Source organism: Aestuarium zhoushanense (genome assembly GCF_056431045.1).
Genome location: NZ_JBWKMA010000022.1, coordinates 41,717 through 62,570 on the forward strand (window position 1 = coordinate 41,717; position 20,854 = coordinate 62,570).

Sequence of the window (20,854 nt, forward strand, 5' to 3'; positions counted from 1 at the left end):
TGATTCAGCATGATACGCTTTACTGTTTCGCTCATTGCTTTTGTTGGTTTAATCACGCTCGGGCTCGTGTCCTACATCAGGATCGAACTCGCGTTCCCCGCAATTATGGCCTTCACCCGCTGGATTGGCGAACCCGATGTAAAAGCGGCCTATGAGAATATCAGCCACGTCCACGGGCTCTTTGCGACAACGCTCTTCCTTTTGTCGGCTTCATTCCTTGCCTTCACCGCAGGTATGCGCGGCGCACCGCTCGGCAATCTGTGGGGCAATACGGCGCTTATCATCGCGCTCATTCAATTGCTGCTTGCGCTGTGGGAAACAGGGGCGATGCTCTGGCCTGCGAGTTTCCCGATTTATCCACTTCGTCTGGAACATTATTCAGAGATCAAAGACTTCTCCGCTGGGGCCATGTTCCTCTCCGAAGATTACTTTCGAATGACCGCTCTCACACTCACCATCCTCGCGAGCGCCTCTAACGTCTGCACATCGAAACCCTATAAGCTCGGCTCGGCCCTCCTTGCGGTCATTACCCTAATGACCTTTGGTCTCTTTAATTTCTTCCGTTTGCACACGGGCGCTGACATTGGATTGTCGCTCTTTATCGTGCCCGAGGTCATTCTTTTGGCGATCCTCGCGATTGTCATGATCGACCCGATGCGTCCTGACGAACCACACCTGACTGTCGGCATCGGGTTGGTTCTGATCACAGGCATGGCCTTTGACCTCGTGTCGACTCTGGCGGACGATATGTACCTCGGGCGCAGCTATTATTTCATCGCCAACAACCATCTTGCCCAGCACGGTCTGATGCTCTTTGCGTTTTTTGCCGCTTGGTTTCGATGGAAATTACCTCAGGGTCCGCAGTGGTGTCTGTGGGTCCACTCTGGCGCACTCGGATCAGCGCTCTTGCTGACCTACCTGCCGATGATGACCATCGGGCAACGAGGCGGGATGCGGCACATGCCAGACTCCACCAATGAGTTCCCCGTTCTCCACCTTACGTCGAGCATTGGGTCCGCCGTTCTGGTCGTGGTGATCCTCTTGGGCCTCTTTGCCCCGCGCCTGTTTAGTTCACGCAGGTAAATCGTCGGGCAAGTTTGGACGCACTTTGGATGCTTCGCTCTCTAGACTACCGGGCGGCAACATTGAGATGATCTGTACATCTGGCGCACCCTTGATCTGATCATCGCGGCGAATGAACCTAATATCCCCCGACGCACTGACCCGCGCGATCAACACCGCATCAGGCCGTTTTTCGCGCCAATGATCGGCAGTGAATTCTTCGGTCAGCCGAGTAACTCGGAACAGCCACCCTTCGCGCATCATCGTCTCTAGATCGCGCATGGTCTTTTCAGGACCAAAGGGTTTGCCGCCCAAGCTATTGGGCAAGGCGTGCCGCGAACTGTCGCTCTTTTCGCGCTGCACCTGATAGACCCGATCCCGCCCGAATTCAGGGCCAAGGTCGGTCGCGACGAGGGTGTTATACGCATCGTTGTCGGTCGCCGCGATGATCGTCTGATAGCCCACCCATTCCAGACGATCCTCTGCAGCCTCTGACAGAATATCACCTGTGAACGTCGGCACGCCAGCGGATCGCGCATGACGTAAATGGATGTGGTTAGGGTCCGTGATCAGCGCCCGCACATCTGCCTTTTTCAACGCCTCAGCAAGCCCCGTCGCCCAACGCGATCCGCCCGCGATAATAACCCCCGGACGTTCGCCGCCCGTCAGCCCAAGGAACCGCGCAAAAGGCGCTAGCGTAAAGCCGTGAAGAACCACGCTCGTCGCGACGAGGACAAAGGCGAGCGGTGCAACGACCGCGCCATCCTCAACCCCGATCTGCGCAAGGCGTTCCCCGAACAGCCCCGCGACCGCGACCAGCACAACGCCACGAGGACCGGTGAAGGCGACCAACACACGTTCCCGCCACGGCACATCCGTGAACGCCAATGAGGTGAACACCGCCACAGGTCGCGCGATCAAAATGACCGACACCACAAACAGCCCCGCATGCCAATCGAGCCGCCCAAGCGCCGCAAAGTCGAGGTTCGCCGCGAGCAGGATAAAGACACCCGACACCAGTAGAACCGTCGCGTGCTCTTTAAAACGGCGCAGCTCAACGTAAGATGGCAGTTTGGCGTTGGCGATCCAGATACCCATGATCGTGACCGTCAATAGCCCGCTTTCATGAAGCACCGTGTCTGCGATCGCGAATACGGCCAGAAGCACGGTAAAGATCACGGGGACCTTCATGTATTCGGGCACCCACGCCCGCTTGAACGATTTCGACACGCCCCACCCCGCCAAGAGGCCCAAGGCCGTGGCGATCCCAATGCCCGTGATGAACTCTAACGTCGCGGCCCCGCCGTCCGATGCGGTCCGCGCGACCACGACGACTTCGAACGCAAGAACGGCGGCCAATGCGCCGATGGGGTCGTTCAAGATGGCTTCCCACTGGAGGAGGTTCGCAGGACGTTTCGACAATCGTGCCTGCCGCAGCAAAGGCGCGATGACGGTGGGGCCAGTAACGATCATGATCCCGCCAAAAACGGCAGAGGTTTCCCACGACAGTCCCGCCGCATAGTGCAAGGCCGCCGCCGAAGTAATCCAGCCCATTGGCGCCCCGACAAAGACCAACCGCCGCACACCTTTTGCCGCGTCCGACAGCGAGTGGCGTTCTAACGTCAACCCGCCCTCGAACAGGATAATCGCAACCGCAATCGCGATCATGGGTGAGAGGAGCGTCCCGATATCGCGGGACGGATCAAAGATGCCCAACACGGGGCCGACGATGATCCCAGCGAGCAGCATCAGAACAATTGCGGGCATTCGTAGCCGCCACGCCAACCATTGTGATCCGACCCCCAAGGCGCCAACGAGTGCGAACGCCATCACGGGGGCCATCTGCCCCACTGTCCCTTCAACCGACATTTGTAACGCGCGTCCTCTCGATTATATCCGATCCGGTCAGACGCGCATGTTCCTGAATGGCAAAGCGGTCTGTCATACCTGAGATATAGTCGCAGACGATGCGGGCAAGGTCAGTCTCTGAACCGACATTTTCTAAATCCTTCCGCCATTGCTTCGGCAGATGGGTCGGGTCGGCCATAAAGAGCGGGAACAAATCCTTGACCGCGGCGGTGACATGGCGGCGCATTTCAACCACGCTTGGGTGGCGATACATACGCGTAAACAAGAACTTACGGATCACTTTTAAATCTTCCCACAGGGCGGGAGAGAACTGAATCATCATCCGTCCAGCATGGCGCACGTCCTCGACCGAATGAGCGTCGAGTTCTGCCAGATTGCGCTGACTGACCGCGATCACATCCTCGACCAAAATGCCAAAGAAACGGCGCAGGGCTTCGTGACGGCGGCGGTAATAGTTGAGGCCCGGGTATTTCTTATCGACCTCCGCCCAGCAATCATGAAGGATCGGAAGGTCCGCCAATTCATCGGTGCTGAATAGCTCTGCCCGCAGACCATCGTGCAAGTCATGGTTGTTATAGGCGATATCATCCGACAGCGCCGCAACCTGCGCCTCAGCGCTCGCGTGGGTGTGGAGTTCGAGGTCATGCAGCGCGTTATATTGCTGGAGCGCCCACGGGATCTCGCCCTCAACAGGCCCGTTATGCTTCGCGATCCCCTCAAGCGTTTCCCAGGTCAGGTTCAGCCCGTCCCATTCCGCATAGTGGCGTTCCAGATTGGTAACGATCCGAATGGCCTGCGCGTTGTGATCGAACCCACCGTAGGGCGCCATTAACTCGTGCAGCGCATCCTCGCCCGTGTGACCGAACGGCGGGTGGCCGAGATCATGCGCGAGCGCGACCGCCTCTGTCAGCTCTTGGTTCAGACCCAAGGTGCCCGCGATCGTCCGTCCGACCTGCGCCACCTCGATCGAGTGGGTCAAACGGGTGCGGAAATAATCGCCTTCGTGTTCGATAAAGACCTGCGTCTTGTGTTTCAGCCGCCGAAACGCGCTCGCATGGATGATGCGGTCACGGTCCCGCTGGAACGGGGAGCGGAAATGGCTCTCTTCTTCGGGGTAAAGACGTCCGCGTGTTTTCGTCGGATCGGTCGCAAAAGGCGCACTCATGTGATCTGCCCTGCCTTGTTGTGTCTGCCTAGGACCTCTATATTTGAAACACGCTGCAACTTATAGGCCTGAAAATGCTCAACCTCCCGCCCAACGTGACCCAACGTGCCTTTGAACGACTGGCCGAAATCGGCGCGGCTGATCAGGGCAAGGCCCTGCGCATCGCGGTTGAAGGCGGCGGCTGTTCTGGGTTTCAATATCAGATCGAATTGGATGAACCTGCGGCGGATGACCTGATCCTTGAGGGGGCTGGTGAAAAAGTCGTGATAGACCCGACATCGCTGCCGTTCCTCGCTGGTGCCACCATCGACTTTACCGAAGAACTGATCGGTGCTCGCTTTGCCATCGACAACCCTAATGCGGCTTCGTCTTGTGGCTGCGGAACATCGTTTTCCATGTGACAAAGCCCTTGCGCCTGAAGGCTCTAGCGAGGACAACAGGCGCAACGCAGGAGGCAGCCCATGAAAATCGCGACGTTCAATATCAACGGGATCAAAGCGCGTTTTGAACGGCTGACTGAATGGCTGGAAGAGAGCAAACCCGACGTTGCGATCTTGCAAGAGATAAAATCAGTCGACGAAAACTTCCCCCGCGAACATTTTGAGGACATGGGCTACCGCGTTGAAACCCATGGACAAAAGAGCTTTAACGGCGTCGCGATCCTGTCCCGCCTCCCGCTCGAGGATGTGACCCGCGGTCTGCCCGGCGATGACAGCGACGAACAGGCCCGCTGGATCGAGGCGACCGTGATTGGCGACAAAGAGGCTGTCCGTATTTGTGGCCTCTACCTGCCCAACGGTAACCCCGCACCGGGTCCAAAATTCGACTACAAACTTGCCTGGATGGAGCGCCTCTATGCCCGCGCGCAAGCGCTGATGGCGGATGAGATGCCCGCGTTCATGGCGGGTGATTACAACATCATCCCGCAGGCAGAGGACGCAAAGCGCCCAGAGGCATGGACCGAAGACGCGCTCTACCGCCCAGAGAGCCGCGCCGCGTTTCGCCGTATCCTGAACCTCGGTTTTACCGAAGCCTTCCGCGCCCGCACCACTGGCGGCGGTCACTACAGTTTCTGGGATTATCAGGCAGGCGCATGGAACCGCGATGACGGCATCCGCATTGACCACTTCCTGCTGACACCGCAGTGCGCAGACCTCATGGTCGATTGCTACATTCAGAAAGACGAACGGGCCAAGGATAAACCCAGCGACCACGTTCCTGTTTGGCTCGAATTGGACGCCTAAGCCGTCACATCGTAGTTATAGAGCCAGTCATACCGCCCCAAAAACAGGTTCGGCGTGAGTTGCGCCATCGTCCGCAGACCCGCATGCGCCACGCGGCGTTTGATCCCTGTGAGGTGGTAGTTCACCGCATTGCGGTTCGCCGCCTCAATCGCACGATTGACCCGCGACCGCCGCGCCGATTGATAGGCCTTGAGGCCGAAATGAACGGACGGATCATCGTCCAGACAACGCGCCATGACAAAGGCGTCCTCTAGCGCAAGGTTTGCGCCCTGCGCCATGAATGGCAACGTCGGATGCGCCGCATCGCCCAAGATCGCACGACTTTGGTCATGCCAGACCTTGGCCACGGGATGACGGAACAGCCCCCAGCGACGGACGGTCTGCATCTGATCAAAGAGGTCAAAGAGGCTCTGGTGACAATCGGCAAAAACCTCGCGCAGAACGTCAGGTTCGTCAAAGAAGTTCCAGCCTTCAGCGGCCCATTCCTTGCGCTCTTGCACGGCGACGATATTCATCCGCCCGCCCACCAGTGGATAGGTGACGACGTGTTTGCCCGCGCCCATCCAGATCTTTACCTCAGGCTGGGCCGTGGGCACCTTGACCACTGACCGCCACGCGACCTGCCCTGTGAAAAACGGCTTATCCTCACCGTTCAGGATCGGACGCACCACGGAATGAAGACCATCGGCGCCGACGATCAGATCGCCCTCTGCAGTATCGCCGTTGGAAAACCGAACATGGGTTTCACCAACCTCGACCGCCTTTGCGCCTAAGGTGATTTTGACTTTGGCCCGTTCGCAGCCTTCGGCCAGAAGATCCAACAAATCGGCTCGGTGGAAAAATCGATAGGGATGACCGGGGAGCCGCGATAGATCGAACCGCCCAATCGCCTCGCCCGTCATCGCATCGACAGGCACTAAGGCTGATGCGGAAATACTGCGCTGATCGGCAATCGCACCCAGCCCCAACGCCGCCAGAACAGCCCCGCCGTTGGGCGTGATCTGCAACCCTGCGCCCACTTCGCGCAGTTCGTCGGCCTGTTCGAAAACCTGAACCTCTGCCCCCGTGCGGGCAAAGCAAAGGGCGGCCGCGAGACCCGCGATGCCGCCCCCAATGATAACGACCCGCCGGCCGGAATTTGCGCCGGTGGTCATGCCTTAGTCGTCGCGGTGAACTTTTTCGCGGCGCTCGTGGCGTTCTTGTGCTTCGAGCGTCATGGTCGCGATCGGACGCGCATCCAGACGTTTGAGGCTGATCGGTTCGCCGGTCATTTCGCAATAGCCGTACTCGCCGTTGTCAATCCGACGGATCGCAGCGTCGATTTTCGACACCAGCTTGCGCTCACGGTCACGGGTGCGCAGTTCCAGCGCACGGTCGGTTTCCTCGGACGCGCGGTCAGCGATGTCTGGGATGTTCCGTGTGCCCTCTTTCATGCCAGTGATCGTGTCACGGCTTTCTTCGAGGATGTCGTTTTTCCACGCAATCAATTTACGACGAAAATACTCGAGCTGACGCTCGTTCATAAACGGTTCGTCCTCGGCGGGACGGTAATCTTCCGGAAGAAAATTCTCGGCTTTCATCGAACTACCCTTAATCGCGCTGTCGGCCGTCATGTTGGGTTCATCGGCCATCAGCCACTCCCTCTAACTCGCGCCCTCCTTTACTCTCTCAGCACAGGAGTGTCACGCCCGAAAATGGTAATTTCTTCAATGGTTGCAGGTCGTTTTCGTCGTGATACTGTCACACGACTTTGAAGGGACGGACGACAATGCAGTTCAACGGAACCGATTCTTATGTGGCTGGCGACGATCTTAAGGTTGCGGTGAATGCCGCGGTCACGCTGGAACGTCCGCTCTTGGTCAAGGGGGAACCGGGAACGGGTAAAACGGAACTGGCTCGTCAGGTCGCTGCGGCGCTTGGTCTGCGGATGATCGAATGGAACATCAAATCGACCACAAAGGCGCAACAGGGTCTTTATGAATACGACGCGGTGAGCCGCCTTCGGGACAGCCAGCTAGGCGACGAACGCGTCCATGACGTGAAAAACTACATCAAAAAAGGTAAGCTCTGGCAGGCGTTTGAGGCCGACGAAAAGGTCGTCCTTTTGATTGATGAGGTCGACAAGGCCGACATCGAATTTCCGAACGACCTGTTGCAAGAACTCGATCGGATGGAGTTCCATGTCTATGAGACGGGCGAAACGATCCGCGCCACCAACCGCCCGATCGTCATCATCACCTCGAACAATGAAAAGGAACTGCCCGACGCGTTTCTGCGCCGTTGTTTCTTTCACTACATTCGTTTCCCCGATGCCGACACGCTGCGCCAGATCATCGCGGTCCATCACCCCAATATCAAAGCCGACCTTTTGTCGACCGCCCTCACCCGCTTCTTTGAAGTGCGTGAAACCCCTGGGTTGAAAAAGAAACCATCGACCTCTGAAGTGCTCGACTGGCTGAAACTCCTCCTCGCCGAAGACCTCAGCGCTGAGGATCTGCGACAGGATTCGGGCAATGCGCTGCCGAAACTGCACGGCGCGCTGCTGAAAAATGAACAGGACGTTCATCTTTTCGAACGACTCGCCTTTATGGCGCGTCGGGCGCGCTAAGGCCTCGATTCAACATCTAGCGGCACGATTGTTGCCACGCACTACGATAGTGGCGCGGCTGCGACACGATTTCGCCAAATTGGTAAACAATTGCCATTTTTCGCGTGATTTGTGGCAGCACGACGCCTTTTAGTTGTCGTGTTGCGTGAGGCTCGCCTTGGTAAAACCCCTTTGCGATCTGAATGCGGCCCCACTCCTTCGGCAGGTTAGGGTTGTGGGTAAATTGAGGAGAGCACTTTGACCAAGGCAAAAATGCCGGTCGAATGCCGCCAGTTCCCCCCCGCAATGGTTGCGGGTCGGGCTAGGCTGTGGACCGTTAAAGATCACCAGACCGCGCAATCGCGCCTGTCTGGACTGTTACAAACAATTGGCGCCACCCTGCTGGGCGCCAATGCGACCTGTCTGCCCAAAGGAGGCCTGCTATGAGAGCTGCCTACCTTATGGCCGTAACAACGCTGACCGCCTGCACACCGATGCCGCAGACGTTTGAACCGACCCGTGCGCTGAGCATGGAGGATCACCTGCCGCCGATGCGGACCTTTGCGAATAACAACGTCTCCTTGCCGACCCGCCCGAACAGCGAACTACTGCGCGATTTCCTCGACCTCTCGTTCCGGATGGAGAGCGGTCGCCCGATTGCCACGCTCACACGGTTCGAAGGCCCGATTTCAGTGCGCGTCACTGGCCCCGCCAATGCGACCCTCGTCACCGATTTGCGCGCGCTTTTGGCGCGGATGCAGAACGAGGCGGGCATCGACATTTTCCTCACAGGTGCGCCTGAGGCAGCCATCACAATCCAAGCCATTCCTCGGGCCGAGCTAACCCGCGCTGTCCCACGCGCCGCTTGTTTCGTTGTGCCCCGAGTGTCAAGCTGGGAAGAGTTTAAACAAGTGCGCCGCACGCCGCAGGTCGATTGGACCACTCTGGAACGCCGTGACCGCGCGACCGTCTTTGTGCCCGCCGATGTGGCACCGCAAGAAATTCGCGACTGCCTGCACGAAGAACTAGCCCAAGCCATCGGCCCGCTCAACGATCTCTACCGCCTGCCGGATTCGATCTTTAACGACGATAACATGCATGCGGTGCTGACCAGCTTTGATATGCTGATGCTCAAGGCCTATTATTCGCCCGAACTGCGCAATGGCATGACCCGCGGTGAAGTCGCCGCGCGCCTGCCCGCCATTCTAGCTCGGTTGAACCCCGCCGGTGAACGCAGCGACGGTCGGCCCGTCAACGACACGTCCCGCGACTGGATTGACGCGATGGAAACGGCGCTGTCCTCTGGGACACCCGCTGGTGGACGAACCGCCGCGGCAGAGCGCGCTGTGAACCTTGCGCGTAGCTATGGATGGTCGAACACCCGCGAAGGCTTTGCCAATTTTGTTTATGGTCGCCTGCAAGTCGGGCGCGACCCTGCCCTCGCCCGTGCCGCGTTCGAGGCAGCAGACCGCGCCTATCGCGCCAGTGCCGAAACCCGTTTGCAACGCGCCCATGTGGCGGTGCAACTCGCGGCGTTCTCTCTTTCTGAAGGAGACAACATCCAGACCCTGCAGATCACGAATGAGGCAATCCCGATTGCCGCCGCCCATGAAAACGCGGCCCTACTTGCAACCCTCATGATGTTCAAAGCCGAAGCACTGGACAACCTCGGTCGCGCGTCAGAGGCGTCCCAAACCCGCATGGACAGTCTGGCGTGGGCGCGGTATGGATTTGGCTCTGATCAAAACGTCAGGACCCGATTGCGCGAGGTTGCCGCACTCGATCCAAGATAAGGAGAAACGCCCCATGCTTATCCCCATTTTCGGCCTGCTTCTCGGTGCCATTTTCGGGGGCCTTCGGGCAAAGCTACGGGGCGGCTCCGCCCTCGACATCCTGCAATGGGCTGCGGTTTATGCGCTAATCCTCGGCACGATCGCGCTGTTCATCATGATCGGGATCGACCGCAGCTATCGGCCGTAACCGATGTTTCTGCCGTTTTTCGAAACCCTTCGGAAAGGCGGCGTGCCGGTCTCGTTGCGGGAGTTTCTGTCGTTCCTCGACGGGCTTGCCGCAGGGATCGCCACATATGACGTGGATGCGTTTTACTACCTCGCCCGCGCCGCGCTGGTAAAAGATGAACGCCACCTCGACAAATTCGACCGCGCCTTTGCCGCCAGTTTTGAAGGTCTTGACGCCATCAGTTTCGACGATGTGGTCGAGGCGATGGACCTCCCCGAGGAATGGCTCCGCAAGCTCGCGGAAAAGACGCTGAGCGAGGAGGAAAAAGCCGAAATCCAATCGCTCGGTGGGTTTGAAAAGCTGATGGAGACGCTGAAACAGCGGCTCGAAGAGCAAAAGGGCCGCCATCAGGGTGGATCGAAATGGGTCGGTACAGCGGGCACGTCGCCCTTTGGCGCCTATGGCTACAACCCCGAAGGCGTCCGTATCGGCCAAGACAAATCACGACACCAACGTGCCGTAAAAGTCTGGGACAAAAGGGAATTCAAGAACCTCGACGATAGCGTCGAACTTGGCACCCGAAACATTAAGGTCGCTCTGAAACGTCTACGCAAATGGGCACGCGATGGGGCGGCGGATGAATTGGACCTCGACGGCACGATCCGCGCCACGGCAGAGCACGGCTATCTCGATGTGCAGACCCGCCCCGAACGGCGCAACGCGGTGAAGGTGCTGCTGTTCTTTGACATCGGCGGCTCAATGGACCCGCATATCAAGGTGGTCGAAGAACTGTTCAGCGCCGCACGGAGCGAGTTCAAACACCTCGAACATTTCTATTTCCATAACTGCCTCTACGAAGGCGTTTGGCGCGACAATGCCCGCCGTTGGAATGCGCAAACGCCCACATGGGACGTGCTGCACACCTATGGCCCCGACTACAAATGCATCTTTGTCGGTGACGCCTCGATGTCCCCCTATGAAATCGCCTATCGCGGCGGGGCCAATGAACATTGGAACGAAGAGGCAGGACAGGTTTGGCTCGAACGGGCGCGAGATCAGTGGTCCAATCACCTGTGGATCAACCCTGTTCCGGAACGGCTTTGGGGGTATACTCAATCCATCGGAATGATCCGCGACATCTTTGGTGCTGACCGCATGGTGCCAATGACGCTCGAAGGGATCGAACGCGGCATGAAGGCGCTGGGATGAGCAGGCTAAACCGTTTCTTTACCAAACACCGCATCGCCATTGTTGGCTTTGTGCTGGCTGTCGTTTTGCTGGGGTTCTTCCTGGTTAAATTCGTGCTCGACATGCTGTTTTGGAACGATCCCGCCCATCGGCGCGTTGATCCTGCGGAATGGATGACCCCTGGTTTCATCGCGCACAGCTGGCATGTGGATAGCCGCGACCTAGCCAACGCCATCGGCATCACGGAAAAACCCGAAGGCCGACCAACGCTCGAAGATATCGCAGAGATGCGCGGTGTCCCCGTGGCCCAAGTCATCGCCGAAGTTCAGGCCTTTTTGGCGGAGAATGCGCGGTGACCGAATGGGTTTTGGGGCAAGTCGCGGTTTATGGCGCGTGGATCTTGTTCATTGTAACCTTCCTGTCGTGCCTCGCCCTACCGATCCCCGCCTCTCTTGCGATGATGGCGGGGGGCGCCTTTGTTGGCGCGGGTGATCTGAGCTACCTCGCCGTGTCCTCTGCGGCCTTTGGGGGCGCGATGGTGGGCGATCAGACGGGATATATCATCGGAAAACATGGTGGCCGCCACATCCGCCATCAGATCACTAGCCACCCAAAACGGGCGAAGCTGTTTCAACAGGCCCAAGACCTCACCCAAAAACATGGCGGCATCGCAATTTTCCTTAGCCGTTGGGCGCTCAGCCCGCTGGGGCCATATGCCAATGTCGCGGGCGGGATCGTGGGGATGAACCGTCTGCGGTTCACCATCTGGGGCGCCGCAGGCGAGGCCGTTTGGGTTTTCATCTACATCACCCTCGGCCTCTTGTTCGCGGATCAGATCATCTATGCGGCAGAAGTTGCCTCTGACCTCTCGGGCCTTCTGGTCGCGCTCGTCCTCACGTTAGGCTTTGGCCATTGGTTGTGGAAACGATGGCGCGATCATCATCGCCATGGTTAGGCTTGTCGCGGGGCGTGAGGTCCCCATATTTACACCATGCGCTATCTGATTTTCGTCCTCCCGATCCTCTATGCCCTCGCCATGTGGCATTTCTCGTCGTGGCGTTTGCGGCGCGAGCTGGATGCGAAATCGACGGAACTCGCCGATCCTGCGCTGAAACCTGTAACCGACAGGTTGGCCAAGGCTCTCGATATTCCAAGGGTGCGGGTCTTTGTCTACGAAATCCCCCAGATCAACGGTCTGGCCGCCCCTGACGGACGGATTTTCATCACCCGTGGGTTCCTGCAAAAGTTCCGCACAGGTGAGGTCACAGGCGAAGAGATCGCCAGTGTGATCGCCCATGAAATGGGTCACGTGGCCTTGGGCCATTCGCGCCGCCGGATGATAGATTTCAGTGGGCAAAACGCACTGCGGATGCTGCTGATGGGGATCCTCGGTCGGTTTATTCCGGTGATCGGGCCGTGGCTCGCCAATACGCTCTTGTCGCTCTTGGCCGCGAAACTGTCCCGCCGTGATGAATACGAGGCCGACGCCTATGCCACCGCGCTCTTGCTCAAGGCGGGGATCGGGGCCGACCCACAGATCAGCCTGTTTCAGAAACTCGAACGGCTCTCTGGTGGCCACGCGAACCAAATCCCTGCATGGCTATTGAGCCATCCAAAGGCCGAAGAACGCATCGCCGCCATCCGCGACAACACGGCAAAGTGGGCTTAATCCAGCGCTTTACCCAAACGGGGCAACCGCGCTTTTTTCATAAGGGACCGCATGGTCCAATCGTCCGCCGACAATCGCCGTGCCTCTGCCAGAACGGCATCTGCTGCGGCTTGGACCTGCGCGGGATGGTCGAGCCAGAGGGAATAAAGGAACCCGTCAGGGTCCAGCCGCGCTAGGCCCTCTTCGGCCAATACGTGTTTCGGGAAATCTTTGGCGTTGATCGTCAGGATCGCGTCACACGACCCAGCAATCGCCGAAGCCAGCACGTGAATGTCGTTCTCGTCCGAGAGCCACAGCCGTTGTTCGACATGGGGCGCGACAGGGACAATCGCCCGTGGGAACCGTGCGGACAACAGCGCGATCTCGCCCCGCGCAATGGCCTCGGCCCCCGTGCCGAGCTTGGGCGTTGCTCGCGCCCATTCTTCGAGGATGCGATCCGACCAGCGAGGTTCAAACAGCCCCTGCGCCGCGACGCCCAGCACCACTTCCCGCATGACCGTGGGAAACAGAACGCAGGCGTCGATCAGAACTCTCACAGGCGGAAAAAGACGGATTTCAGATATCCGCTCTCTGCGAGTTGCGGCATCATCGGGTGATCGGCCCCAGCGTAGCCCGTGTGGATGATCTGCGCAGAGCGCCCTGCCCGACCGATCCCACGTGCCGAGGCATTGCGGAATTTCGACAGGTCCGCTGCGTGCGAACAGGAACACAGCGCGAGGTAACCGCCCTCACGTACGAGCGGCGCAGCAAGACGCGCCACACGTTCATAAGCCCGCAAGCCAGCCTCAAGCGACTGTTTCGACGGGGCAAAGGCAGGTGGATCACAGACGACCACGTCAAAGGTTTCGCCTTCTTCAGCCAAGGCCGCTAGCACGTCAAACGCATCGCCCTTGCGGGTTGCGAATTTCGACGACACACCCATCGCCTCTGCGCCTTGTTCGGCAAGCGATAGCGCCGCAGCCGATCCATCAACCGCCAGCGCACTCTCTGCGCCGCCAGCAAGTGCAGCGAGCGAGAACCCACCCACGTGTGAAAATACGTCGAGCACTTTCGCGCCCTTACACAGCCCCGCATTGAACGCATGGTTCGGGCGTTGGTCATAGAACAGGCCCGTTTTCTGGCCGCCCATAACGTCTGCCATATAGATCGCACCGTTCATCGGCACGGGGATCGGCGCTGTTGGGGCATCGCCCGCTACGACCTTCATTTCCTCAGGCAAACCTTCAAGGCCACGCGCACGACCAGACCCGTTCATGATCACGGTCTTAATACCCACGACCTCTTGGAGAGCCGCTGTAAACTCAGGCACCAGACGATCCGCCCAAGCTGCGTTCGGCTGCATCACAACAGTATCCCCGAAACGGTCGATCACAACGCCAGGGAACCCGTCAGCCTCAGCATGAACCAAACGATAGAACGGTTCTGCAAAGACACGTTCGCGATGGTCGAGCGCCTTTTTCAGGCGCGCCGCAATCCACGCCTGATCAATCACCGCCGATGTATCGCGATCCAACATCCGCGCGATAATGCGCGAGTCTGGATTAAACGCCACAAGGCCGAGCGGTTGCCGTTCGGCATCCTGCAATTCGGCAATAGCGCCCGCCTCGATCGCCTTGGTGCGGCGGTCGGTGACGAGGTCGTTGGAATAAACCCAAGGGAAACCAAAGCGGATCGCTCTGGCGTCAGCTTTGGGCATGAGGCGCACAATAGGCAAAGAGGACGGCATGTTCATGCCGCCCTCCTACTCTGTTTCGCAAGCCTCGGAAAGGCTGTTAGTGCGTCAGAACCTGTGCAAGCGCACCAACAAGGTAGTCCTTAACGAACATCCGCTCGGAATAGCCGCGGGCATCCATCGCCAACACATCGTCGGGATGCGGGCTATCAAGGACGAGGCGCACATTGCGCGGACCTTCGATCACGTCGCCTGTATTGGCATTGCGCACTACAAGGACAAAGTTGATGTCGTAGTCGCCCTGAAAAGAATAGCGTGTACGCTGGGTCAGGCCGTGGAACCGCGTCAGCGTCATTTCAGCAACGACAGGCACCTGACCACGCAGACGTTCCGCACCATCGCGAGCGGCCTCTTCGAACAGCACGCGGAGTTGTTCATGACGCGTGCCACCGATATCCCCACGCCACACGATGTCGGCTACAGGTTTAATCGAATTTGCCTCAGAGACGGAAAGTGTCTCGGGCACAATGATCTGAACGTTCCGCACGGTGTAGCTCGGCAAAGCCTGCTCACCCACCGAAGGCAACGGTGCCTCTAGCGTTGCATTTCGGGTTACACCATTGTCACTCACACACCCAGCAACAAAGAACACCAGTGCAGTTGCCAATACTGTTTTCAAAAGTCGCATCTTCAGTCCCTTCGGTAGCCATTCGGCCACTCTTCTACCATTAAGGTTTGATTAACTATCCATTCGAATATAGGCACAACTGTGGCGGGAGTGGTCTGATTTCGTGAAACTTCGCTCTCACGGCACCGATGGGTTTTCTGTTGTCATGATAGTTGTTAGCGTTAACATATTATGCTAAACGGCCCGTCGAGAGAGAGACCGCAGGAGAATCCAATGTCCCTTCACCGGACGCTAGTCGAGGTAACCGACCGTATCCGCGCGCGCAGTGAAAACACGCGCAGCACCTATCTGGACCACATGTCAGCCGCTGCTGCCCAAGGGCCGCGCCGTGCCCACCTCGCCTGCGGAAACCAAGCTCACGCCTATGCTGCGATGGGTGCAGACAAGGCAGCGCTCGTTGACGACCGCGCCCCGAACCTCGGCATTATTACTGCCTACAACGATATGCTCTCGGCGCATCAGCCGTATGAAACCTACCCCGCCATGATCCGCGATATCGCCCGTAAGGTCGGCGCGACGGCGCAGGTCGCGGGCGGTGTGCCTGCGATGTGCGATGGCGTGACCCAAGGCCAAACGGGAATGGAGTTGTCGCTCTTTTCCCGCGACGTGATCGCGCTGGCTGCTGGCGTTGGCCTATCGCACAACACCTTTGATGCCGCGCTTTACCTTGGCGTCTGCGATAAAATCGTGCCCGGCCTCGTGATGGCTGCGGCGACTTTTGGCTATCTCCCTGCGGTGTTCATCCCCGCTGGACCGATGACATCTGGCCTGCCGAACGACGAAAAGGCCAAGGTCCGCCAGAAATTCGCAACAGGTGAAGTGGGCCGTGACAAACTGATGGAGGCTGAAATGGCCTCTTACCACGGTCCGGGCACCTGCACCTTCTACGGCACCGCGAACACCAACCAAATGTTGATGGAGTTCATGGGCCTCCACCTCCCCGGTTCGTCTTTCGTGAACCCGAACACTCCATTGCGTGATGCACTCACTGTTGCCGGCGTTGAACGTGCGGCGCAGATCACGTCGCTGGGCAACGAATTTACGCCCGCCTGTGACGTGCTGGATGAACGCGCCTTTGTGAACGGTATCGTGGGTCTGATGGCAACGGGTGGGTCAACGAACCTCGTTCTGCACCTGCCTGCGATGGCCCGTGCGGCGGGGATCATCCTCGACCTCGAAGATTTCGCGCAATTGTCTGAAGCGGTTCCGCTCTTGGCAAAGGTCTATCCAAACGGCCTCGCTGACGTGAACCACTTCCACGCGGCGGGCGGTCTTCAGTTCATGATCTCCGAGCTGCTGAACGCTGGTCTGTTGCACGACGACGTGACCACGATCGCGGGCAAGGGACTTGAGCGCTACACCCAAGAGCCGAAACTCGCAGACGGCCGTGTGCAATACGCAGAAGGCCCCAAAGAAACACTGAACGACAAAATCCTCCGCCCCGTGGCAGAGCCGTTCAACGCGCATGGTGGCCTGCAACAGCTGACGGGCAACCTTGGCCGTGGGGTGATCAAAGTCTCTGCCGTCGCCGAGGACCGCCAAATCATCGAAGCGCCCTGCCGCGTGTTCCACGAACAGGCCGACGTGAAAAAAGCCTTCCAGAACGGCGAGTTCACGGGGGACACGGTGGTTGTTGTCCGCTTTCAAGGTCCGTCCTCGAACGGGATGCCTGAATTGCACTCGCTGACGCCGACCCTCTCGGTTCTGCAAGACCGCGGGTATAAAATGGCACTGGTGACCGATGGCCGTATGTCAGGCGCGTCGGGCAAAGTGCCTGCCGCGATCCACGTTTCACCCGAGGCCGCGAACGGTGGTCCGCTCGCCTATCTGCAAGATGGTGACATTGTTCGCCTCGACGCAAAGGCTGGCACGCTCGAGGTGATCGGCGTGGACCTGTCCACCCGCACTGCCGCTACGCCTGACCTTTCGGCAAATGGCAACGGCGTTGGCCGCGAACTCTTTGACGTTTTCCGCCGCAATGTCGGCCTCGCTTCTGACGGCGCTGCGGTCGTCCTCTGACCGCGCCCATTCATTCAACAGGATTAAACATATGACCCCTGAAGCTGCATCCATCGAAGCCCGCAAAATTTGCAAACTGGCCCCCGTTGTTCCCGTTCTCGTCGTAGACGACGCAAGCACCGCTGCGGATCTCGCACGCGCCCTCGTCGCAGGTGGTCTGCCTGCGCTCGAAGTGACGCTGCGCACGCCTTCTGCCCTTGATGTCATCCGCGAGATGGCAACCGTTCAGGGTGGCGTTGTTGGTGCGGGCACCCTCCTCACCCCAAAAGACGTCGAAGCGGCCAAGGCTGCGGGCGCGACCTTTGGCGTGTCGCCTGGTGTGACCGACGAACTGCTTGACGCGTGCGAGGCAAACGACCTGCCGCTCCTCCCAGGCACCGCAACCCCGTCGGACGTGATGAAGCTCTACGCGCGCGGCTATACCGTAATGAAGTTCTTCCCAGCCGAAGCAAATGGCGGCGCCCCTGCGCTCAAGGCGATTGGCGCACCGATCCCGCAGGTCAAATTCTGCCCCACTGGTGGCATCAGCATGAAGAACGTCAACGACTACCTGTCGCTGTCCAACGTGCTGTGCTGCGGTGGATCATGGGTCGCACCTGCGAACCTCGTCAAAGCTGGCGATTGGGCTGGGATCGAGGCATTGGCCAAAGAGGCCGCCGCGCTCGCCCGCTAATCCCTACTGGGTGATAACCCGTGCAGACCGTCCGCCGCGCCGCGCCGGGCGGTCTGTTTTTTCCAGAGCCGCCTTGAGCGTCACCGTCATCGGGTGATCTGCTGGCTCGTCCGCGTGCCGCTCTAACAGCTGACGCACGAAATCATCGGTGTCCTCTTCGACAGGCACCTTGAGAACCCAGCCAAGGAAAATCGTCCGGCAATCGTCGGCACCAATGCCGTCGATGTTATAGGACTCGCGAATAACGCCTACAGGGTCGAGTTTGTCTTTTGACATGGTCCATCTAATCCAACAAACGGGTGATAACCGCATCCGCCTCTGCCGCGGCTGCCTCCATCGTCTGAAGTAAGCTGTCGGTGTCCGCACATCCGGTCTCCCGCAAGATAAAGCGCCGACCGCCTTCGCCAAGGTCTTCGGGATGTAAAACACCCCCCGTGAGAAGTCGGGCTGCTGCCTGCAGTTGCCAAAATAGCGCGGCAGAACGTGTTAGGGCCGCTTCATCCGCGGCATCCAGCCATCCAGAGGCGACACCCGCCGCGATCTGTTCGGGCACGGTGCGTGCTGCACTACCCGCTCGCAACGCTGCTGTCTGGGCGCAAAGTTCGACATCCTGCAACCGTCCCGCCCCAATTTTCGCGTCCCAATCACCCTGAGGCGCTTTGGCCTCGGCGATGCGACGGCGCATATCGGCAACATCGGTCAATACCGCCGCGCCCGTCGACTTTTCGTTGAGCACCGCGAGGCGGAGTGCCTCGACCTCTGCGCCCAATTCCATGTTCCCCGCCACAGGCCGCGCGCGCGTCAGCGCGAGGTGTTCCCATGTCCACGCCTCTGTCCGCTGGTAATTGTCGAACGATAGGATCGAGGTCGCGACAGGCCCCTGCCGCCCTGATGGGCGAAGTCGCATGTCGACCTCGTATAGCCGCCCGTCTGTCATCGGTGCAGTCACAGCGGTCAAGAGCGCTTGGGTCAGGCGGGCGTAATAGGGGCGCGTCGCAAGAGGACGTCGCCCGTCGGACATCTCAACGCCCTGATCGTCGTAGATCATTATCAGGTCGAGGTCTGATCCCGCATTGAGCCGCGCAGCCCCGAGCGATCCCATGCCAAGGACCACAGCCCCACGCCCCGGAGGAGTGCCATGTTTCGCGCTGAACTCTGCGACGACCAGCGGCCAAAGCCCCGCGATCACGGCCTCTGCCAGTTCCGCATATTGGCGCCCACTTTCTTGGGCATCGATCAATCCGCGCAGATGATGCACGCCAACGCGGAAGTGCCATTCCTTCATGAACCGCCGCGCCATATTCAGCTGCGCCTCATAATCGGGGGCCTCGGACATTGCGCGAGCGAGCAACCGCGACAATTCTTCAACGCCGGGCCAAGAGGCAAAGAACGACCCGCCAATCACCATGTCGAACACGTCAGAGTTCCGAGACAGATATTGCGCTAGCGCAGGGGCCGTCGAGCAAATGTCCACGATCAATTGGGTCAGCGACGGGTTCGCATCAAAGAGCGAAAACAGTTGAACCCCTGCAGGCAATCCGCGCAAGAACCCGTCGAATTGCAACAGCGCCTCATCGGGCTTTGCCGCCTCTTTCAAGCGACCGAAAATCTCTGGCTTCAGACGTTTAAAAATATCGACCGCGCGCTCCGACCGGAACGCAGGATAGCCGCGCCACTGGGCTTCCATCTCTGCGCCAAAATCGTCCTCGGGCTTTGCCGCCTGACCAGGGGCAAAGAACCCTTCGGTCAGGGTGTGCACCTCTTCGCACCGGTTGGTCAGTTCCGCCCGTAGGTCCACAACGTCGCGATCCATAAAGGCCGCAAGTCGCGCCCAACCTTCTGCCGAATTTGGCAAAGCATGGGTTTGCTGGTCGTTGATCATCTGAACACGGTGTTCGACCTCGCGATGGAAACGGTAATGATCATAGAGCGTTACAGCGTCTTGCTCAGGCACCCACCCCGCTGCCGCAAGCCGTTCCAGCCCGCGCCGTGTTTCACGCACCCGCAATTTCGGATCACGTCCACCCGCAATCAACTGACGGGTCTGGGTGAAGAACTCGATCTCCCTGATCCCGCCACGACCTAGCTTAATATTATGCCCATCAAGGTTCAGCGCCCCATGCAGCCCCTTATGGTCGCGGATTTTCAGCCGCATATCATGGGCATCCTGAATCGCCGCAAAATCGAGGTGCTTGCGCCAAACAAACGGGCGCAGGGTTTCAAGAAACTTCGCCCCGCCTTCAAGGTCGCCCGCAGCTGGACGGGCCTTAATGTAAGCGGCACGTTCCCACGTCCGACCAACGGATTCGTAGTAATGCTCAGCCGCGATCATCGGGATACAGACGGGCGTGACGCTGGCATCGGGACGTAAACGCAGGTCGGTGCGGAACACGTAACCTTCGGCGGTGTTATCCGACAAAAGCGTGGTCATCTTGCGCGTCACACGGATAAAGGCCGCCCGCGCGTCGTGGTAATTGCTGTCATCGAAACGCTCTTCGTCAAAGAGCATAATCAGGTCGATGTCAGAGGAATAGTTCAACTCTCCCGCGCCGCCCTTGCCCATGGCCAAAGCAACCATCCCGCCCGCCGTTTCAGCGGCCTCGTCAGTTAGGCCAGGGATTTTCCCGCGCCCAATCTCATGCGCTACGAGGGTCTTTAGACACACATCGACAGAGGCATCCGCGAAATCAGAGAGCGCTTGGGTGACCGTTTCCAGCGGCCATACCCCACCCAAATCAGCCAAGCCCGTCAGCAGAGCCACACGCCGTTTTGCTTGCCTCAGGCCAGAAGACAGCTGATCAACCGAAAGTGCTGCGACCTCTGTCAGGACACCCTTGAACGCCGCCTCGGGGTCGTCAAATGCAGGCACGATCCACGCCGCTTCTTTCTTCATCAGGTCGAGCAAATAGGGGCTGCACCCGCCTGCCCCTTTGACCAAGGGCACCAGCCCCGCTGGGGTGTCAGGCAAATAGCCGATAGAGTCCTCTGCACGGTCAGGATCAAATGGACGGGGGGTGCGGGTCAGTCGGGATTCGAAGGTCATGGGCACACTCTCATAG

21 protein-coding genes are annotated in these 20,854 nt (G+C 59.0%); 12 read left to right on the top strand and 9 right to left on the bottom strand.

The genetic code is table 11. The annotated features are described in order from the left end of the window. Nucleotides 1-9 precede the first annotated feature (9 nt). Nucleotides 10-1,083 carry a hypothetical protein gene (locus tag AC07ED_RS07690; protein WP_105235268.1) on the top strand — a complete coding sequence of 358 codons (1,074 nt, stop codon included), beginning with the start codon at nt 10-12 and terminating at the stop codon, nt 1,081-1,083. Here AC07ED_RS07690 and AC07ED_RS07695 read toward each other — a convergent pair. Together AC07ED_RS07695 and AC07ED_RS07700 are read right to left on the bottom strand one after the other, a co-directional pair. Further along, nucleotides 1,072-2,931 carry a cation:proton antiporter gene (locus AC07ED_RS07695; protein WP_105235269.1) on the bottom strand — a complete coding sequence of 620 codons (1,860 nt, stop codon included), beginning with the start codon at nt 2,929-2,931 and terminating at the stop codon, nt 1,072-1,074. The two genes, AC07ED_RS07690 and AC07ED_RS07695, sit on opposite strands and share 12 nt — an antisense overlap. After that, the gene (locus AC07ED_RS07700) at nt 2,921-4,096 is read right to left on the bottom strand and encodes a deoxyguanosinetriphosphate triphosphohydrolase (RefSeq protein ID WP_105235270.1); all 1,176 of its coding nucleotides are present in this window, start codon (nt 4,094-4,096) and stop codon (nt 2,921-2,923) included. The genes AC07ED_RS07695 and AC07ED_RS07700 overlap by 11 nt, the downstream gene beginning before the upstream one ends. A 74-nt stretch (nt 4,097-4,170) precedes the next feature. Here AC07ED_RS07700 and AC07ED_RS07705 point away from each other — a divergent pair, with 74 nt between their 5' ends. Then, a complete protein-coding gene (locus tag AC07ED_RS07705; RefSeq protein WP_067548831.1) occupies nt 4,171-4,497 on the top strand; it encodes a HesB/IscA family protein in 327 nt (108 codons plus the stop codon). Between the two features lie 60 nt (nt 4,498-4,557). Further along, complete coding sequence (gene xth, locus AC07ED_RS07710; RefSeq protein WP_105235271.1) at nt 4,558-5,340, top strand: exodeoxyribonuclease III; 783 nt, start codon at nt 4,558-4,560, stop codon at nt 5,338-5,340. Here xth and AC07ED_RS07715 read toward each other — a convergent pair. Continuing rightward, on the bottom strand, nt 5,337-6,494 hold the full coding sequence (locus tag AC07ED_RS07715; protein ID WP_105235272.1) for an FAD-dependent monooxygenase: 1,158 nt from the start codon (nt 6,492-6,494) through the stop codon (nt 5,337-5,339). The two genes, xth and AC07ED_RS07715, sit on opposite strands and share 4 nt — an antisense overlap. A gap of 3 nt (nt 6,495-6,497) precedes the next feature. Further along, nucleotides 6,498-6,920 carry an RNA polymerase-binding protein DksA gene (gene dksA / locus AC07ED_RS07720; RefSeq protein ID WP_067549703.1) on the bottom strand — a complete coding sequence of 141 codons (423 nt, stop codon included), beginning with the start codon at nt 6,918-6,920 and terminating at the stop codon, nt 6,498-6,500. A 188-nt stretch (nt 6,921-7,108) separates the two neighbouring features. Between dksA and AC07ED_RS07725 the strand changes: the two genes are divergently transcribed. The 7 genes from AC07ED_RS07725 (at nt 7,109) to AC07ED_RS07755 (ending at nt 12,743) form a co-directional block, all read left to right on the top strand. After that, the gene (locus AC07ED_RS07725; RefSeq protein ID WP_105235273.1) at nt 7,109-7,948 is read left to right on the top strand and encodes an AAA family ATPase; all 840 of its coding nucleotides are present in this window, start codon (nt 7,109-7,111) and stop codon (nt 7,946-7,948) included. A 422-nt stretch (nt 7,949-8,370) separates the two neighbouring features. Beyond that, the gene (locus AC07ED_RS07730; protein ID WP_105235275.1) at nt 8,371-9,720 is read left to right on the top strand and encodes a DUF2927 domain-containing protein; all 1,350 of its coding nucleotides are present in this window, start codon (nt 8,371-8,373) and stop codon (nt 9,718-9,720) included. Nucleotides 9,721-9,733: 13 nt separating this feature from the next. Further along, entirely contained in the window at nt 9,734-9,907 is a 174-nt protein-coding gene (locus AC07ED_RS07735) for a hypothetical protein (protein WP_167668774.1), read from the top strand. 3 nt (nt 9,908-9,910) lie between these two features. Then, entirely contained in the window at nt 9,911-11,095 is a 1,185-nt protein-coding gene (locus tag AC07ED_RS07740) for a vWA domain-containing protein (RefSeq protein WP_105235276.1), read from the top strand. After that, entirely contained in the window at nt 11,092-11,430 is a 339-nt protein-coding gene (locus tag AC07ED_RS07745) for a hypothetical protein (RefSeq protein WP_105235277.1), read from the top strand. The genes AC07ED_RS07740 and AC07ED_RS07745 overlap by 4 nt, the downstream gene beginning before the upstream one ends. Next, nucleotides 11,427-12,029, top strand: a complete 603-nt coding sequence (locus AC07ED_RS07750; RefSeq protein WP_105235278.1) for a DedA family protein — start codon at nt 11,427-11,429, stop codon at nt 12,027-12,029. The genes AC07ED_RS07745 and AC07ED_RS07750 overlap by 4 nt, the downstream gene beginning before the upstream one ends. Before the next feature lie 36 nt (nt 12,030-12,065). Continuing rightward, the gene (locus AC07ED_RS07755; RefSeq protein WP_105235279.1) at nt 12,066-12,743 is read left to right on the top strand and encodes a M48 family metallopeptidase; all 678 of its coding nucleotides are present in this window, start codon (nt 12,066-12,068) and stop codon (nt 12,741-12,743) included. Here AC07ED_RS07755 and AC07ED_RS07760 read toward each other — a convergent pair. The 3 genes from AC07ED_RS07760 to AC07ED_RS07770 are packed head-to-tail and all read right to left on the bottom strand — an operon-like array spanning nt 12,740 to nt 15,103. Then, a complete protein-coding gene (locus tag AC07ED_RS07760) occupies nt 12,740-13,279 on the bottom strand; it encodes an RSP_2648 family PIN domain-containing protein (RefSeq protein ID WP_105235280.1) in 540 nt (179 codons plus the stop codon). The two genes, AC07ED_RS07755 and AC07ED_RS07760, sit on opposite strands and share 4 nt — an antisense overlap. Beyond that, the gene (locus AC07ED_RS07765; protein ID WP_105235281.1) at nt 13,276-14,475 is read right to left on the bottom strand and encodes an RSP_2647 family RNA methyltransferase; all 1,200 of its coding nucleotides are present in this window, start codon (nt 14,473-14,475) and stop codon (nt 13,276-13,278) included. Before AC07ED_RS07765 ends, AC07ED_RS07760 begins: the two co-directional genes overlap by 4 nt. Nucleotides 14,476-14,515: 40 nt before the next feature. Continuing rightward, nucleotides 14,516-15,103, bottom strand: coding sequence for a DUF6778 family protein (locus AC07ED_RS07770; protein ID WP_105235282.1), 588 nt, complete (start codon nt 15,101-15,103; stop codon nt 14,516-14,518). A 213-nt stretch (nt 15,104-15,316) separates the two neighbouring features. Here AC07ED_RS07770 and edd point away from each other — a divergent pair, with 213 nt between their 5' ends. Together edd and eda are read left to right on the top strand one after the other, a co-directional pair. Continuing rightward, nucleotides 15,317-17,122, top strand: coding sequence for a phosphogluconate dehydratase (edd, locus tag AC07ED_RS07775; RefSeq protein ID WP_105235283.1), 1,806 nt, complete (start codon nt 15,317-15,319; stop codon nt 17,120-17,122). A gap of 31 nt (nt 17,123-17,153) precedes the next feature. Then, complete coding sequence (gene eda, locus AC07ED_RS07780) at nt 17,154-17,795, top strand: bifunctional 4-hydroxy-2-oxoglutarate aldolase/2-dehydro-3-deoxy-phosphogluconate aldolase (protein ID WP_105235284.1); 642 nt, start codon at nt 17,154-17,156, stop codon at nt 17,793-17,795. A gap of 3 nt (nt 17,796-17,798) precedes the next feature. Here the strand turns inward: eda and AC07ED_RS07785 are convergent, their stop codons facing one another. Then, complete coding sequence (locus AC07ED_RS07785) at nt 17,799-18,071, bottom strand: hypothetical protein (protein WP_067548875.1); 273 nt, start codon at nt 18,069-18,071, stop codon at nt 17,799-17,801. Nucleotides 18,072-18,078: 7 nt separating this feature from the next. Then, the gene (locus tag AC07ED_RS07790) at nt 18,079-20,838 is read right to left on the bottom strand and encodes a [protein-PII] uridylyltransferase family protein (protein ID WP_105236364.1); all 2,760 of its coding nucleotides are present in this window, start codon (nt 20,836-20,838) and stop codon (nt 18,079-18,081) included. Between the last annotated feature and the right edge of the window lie 16 nt (nt 20,839-20,854).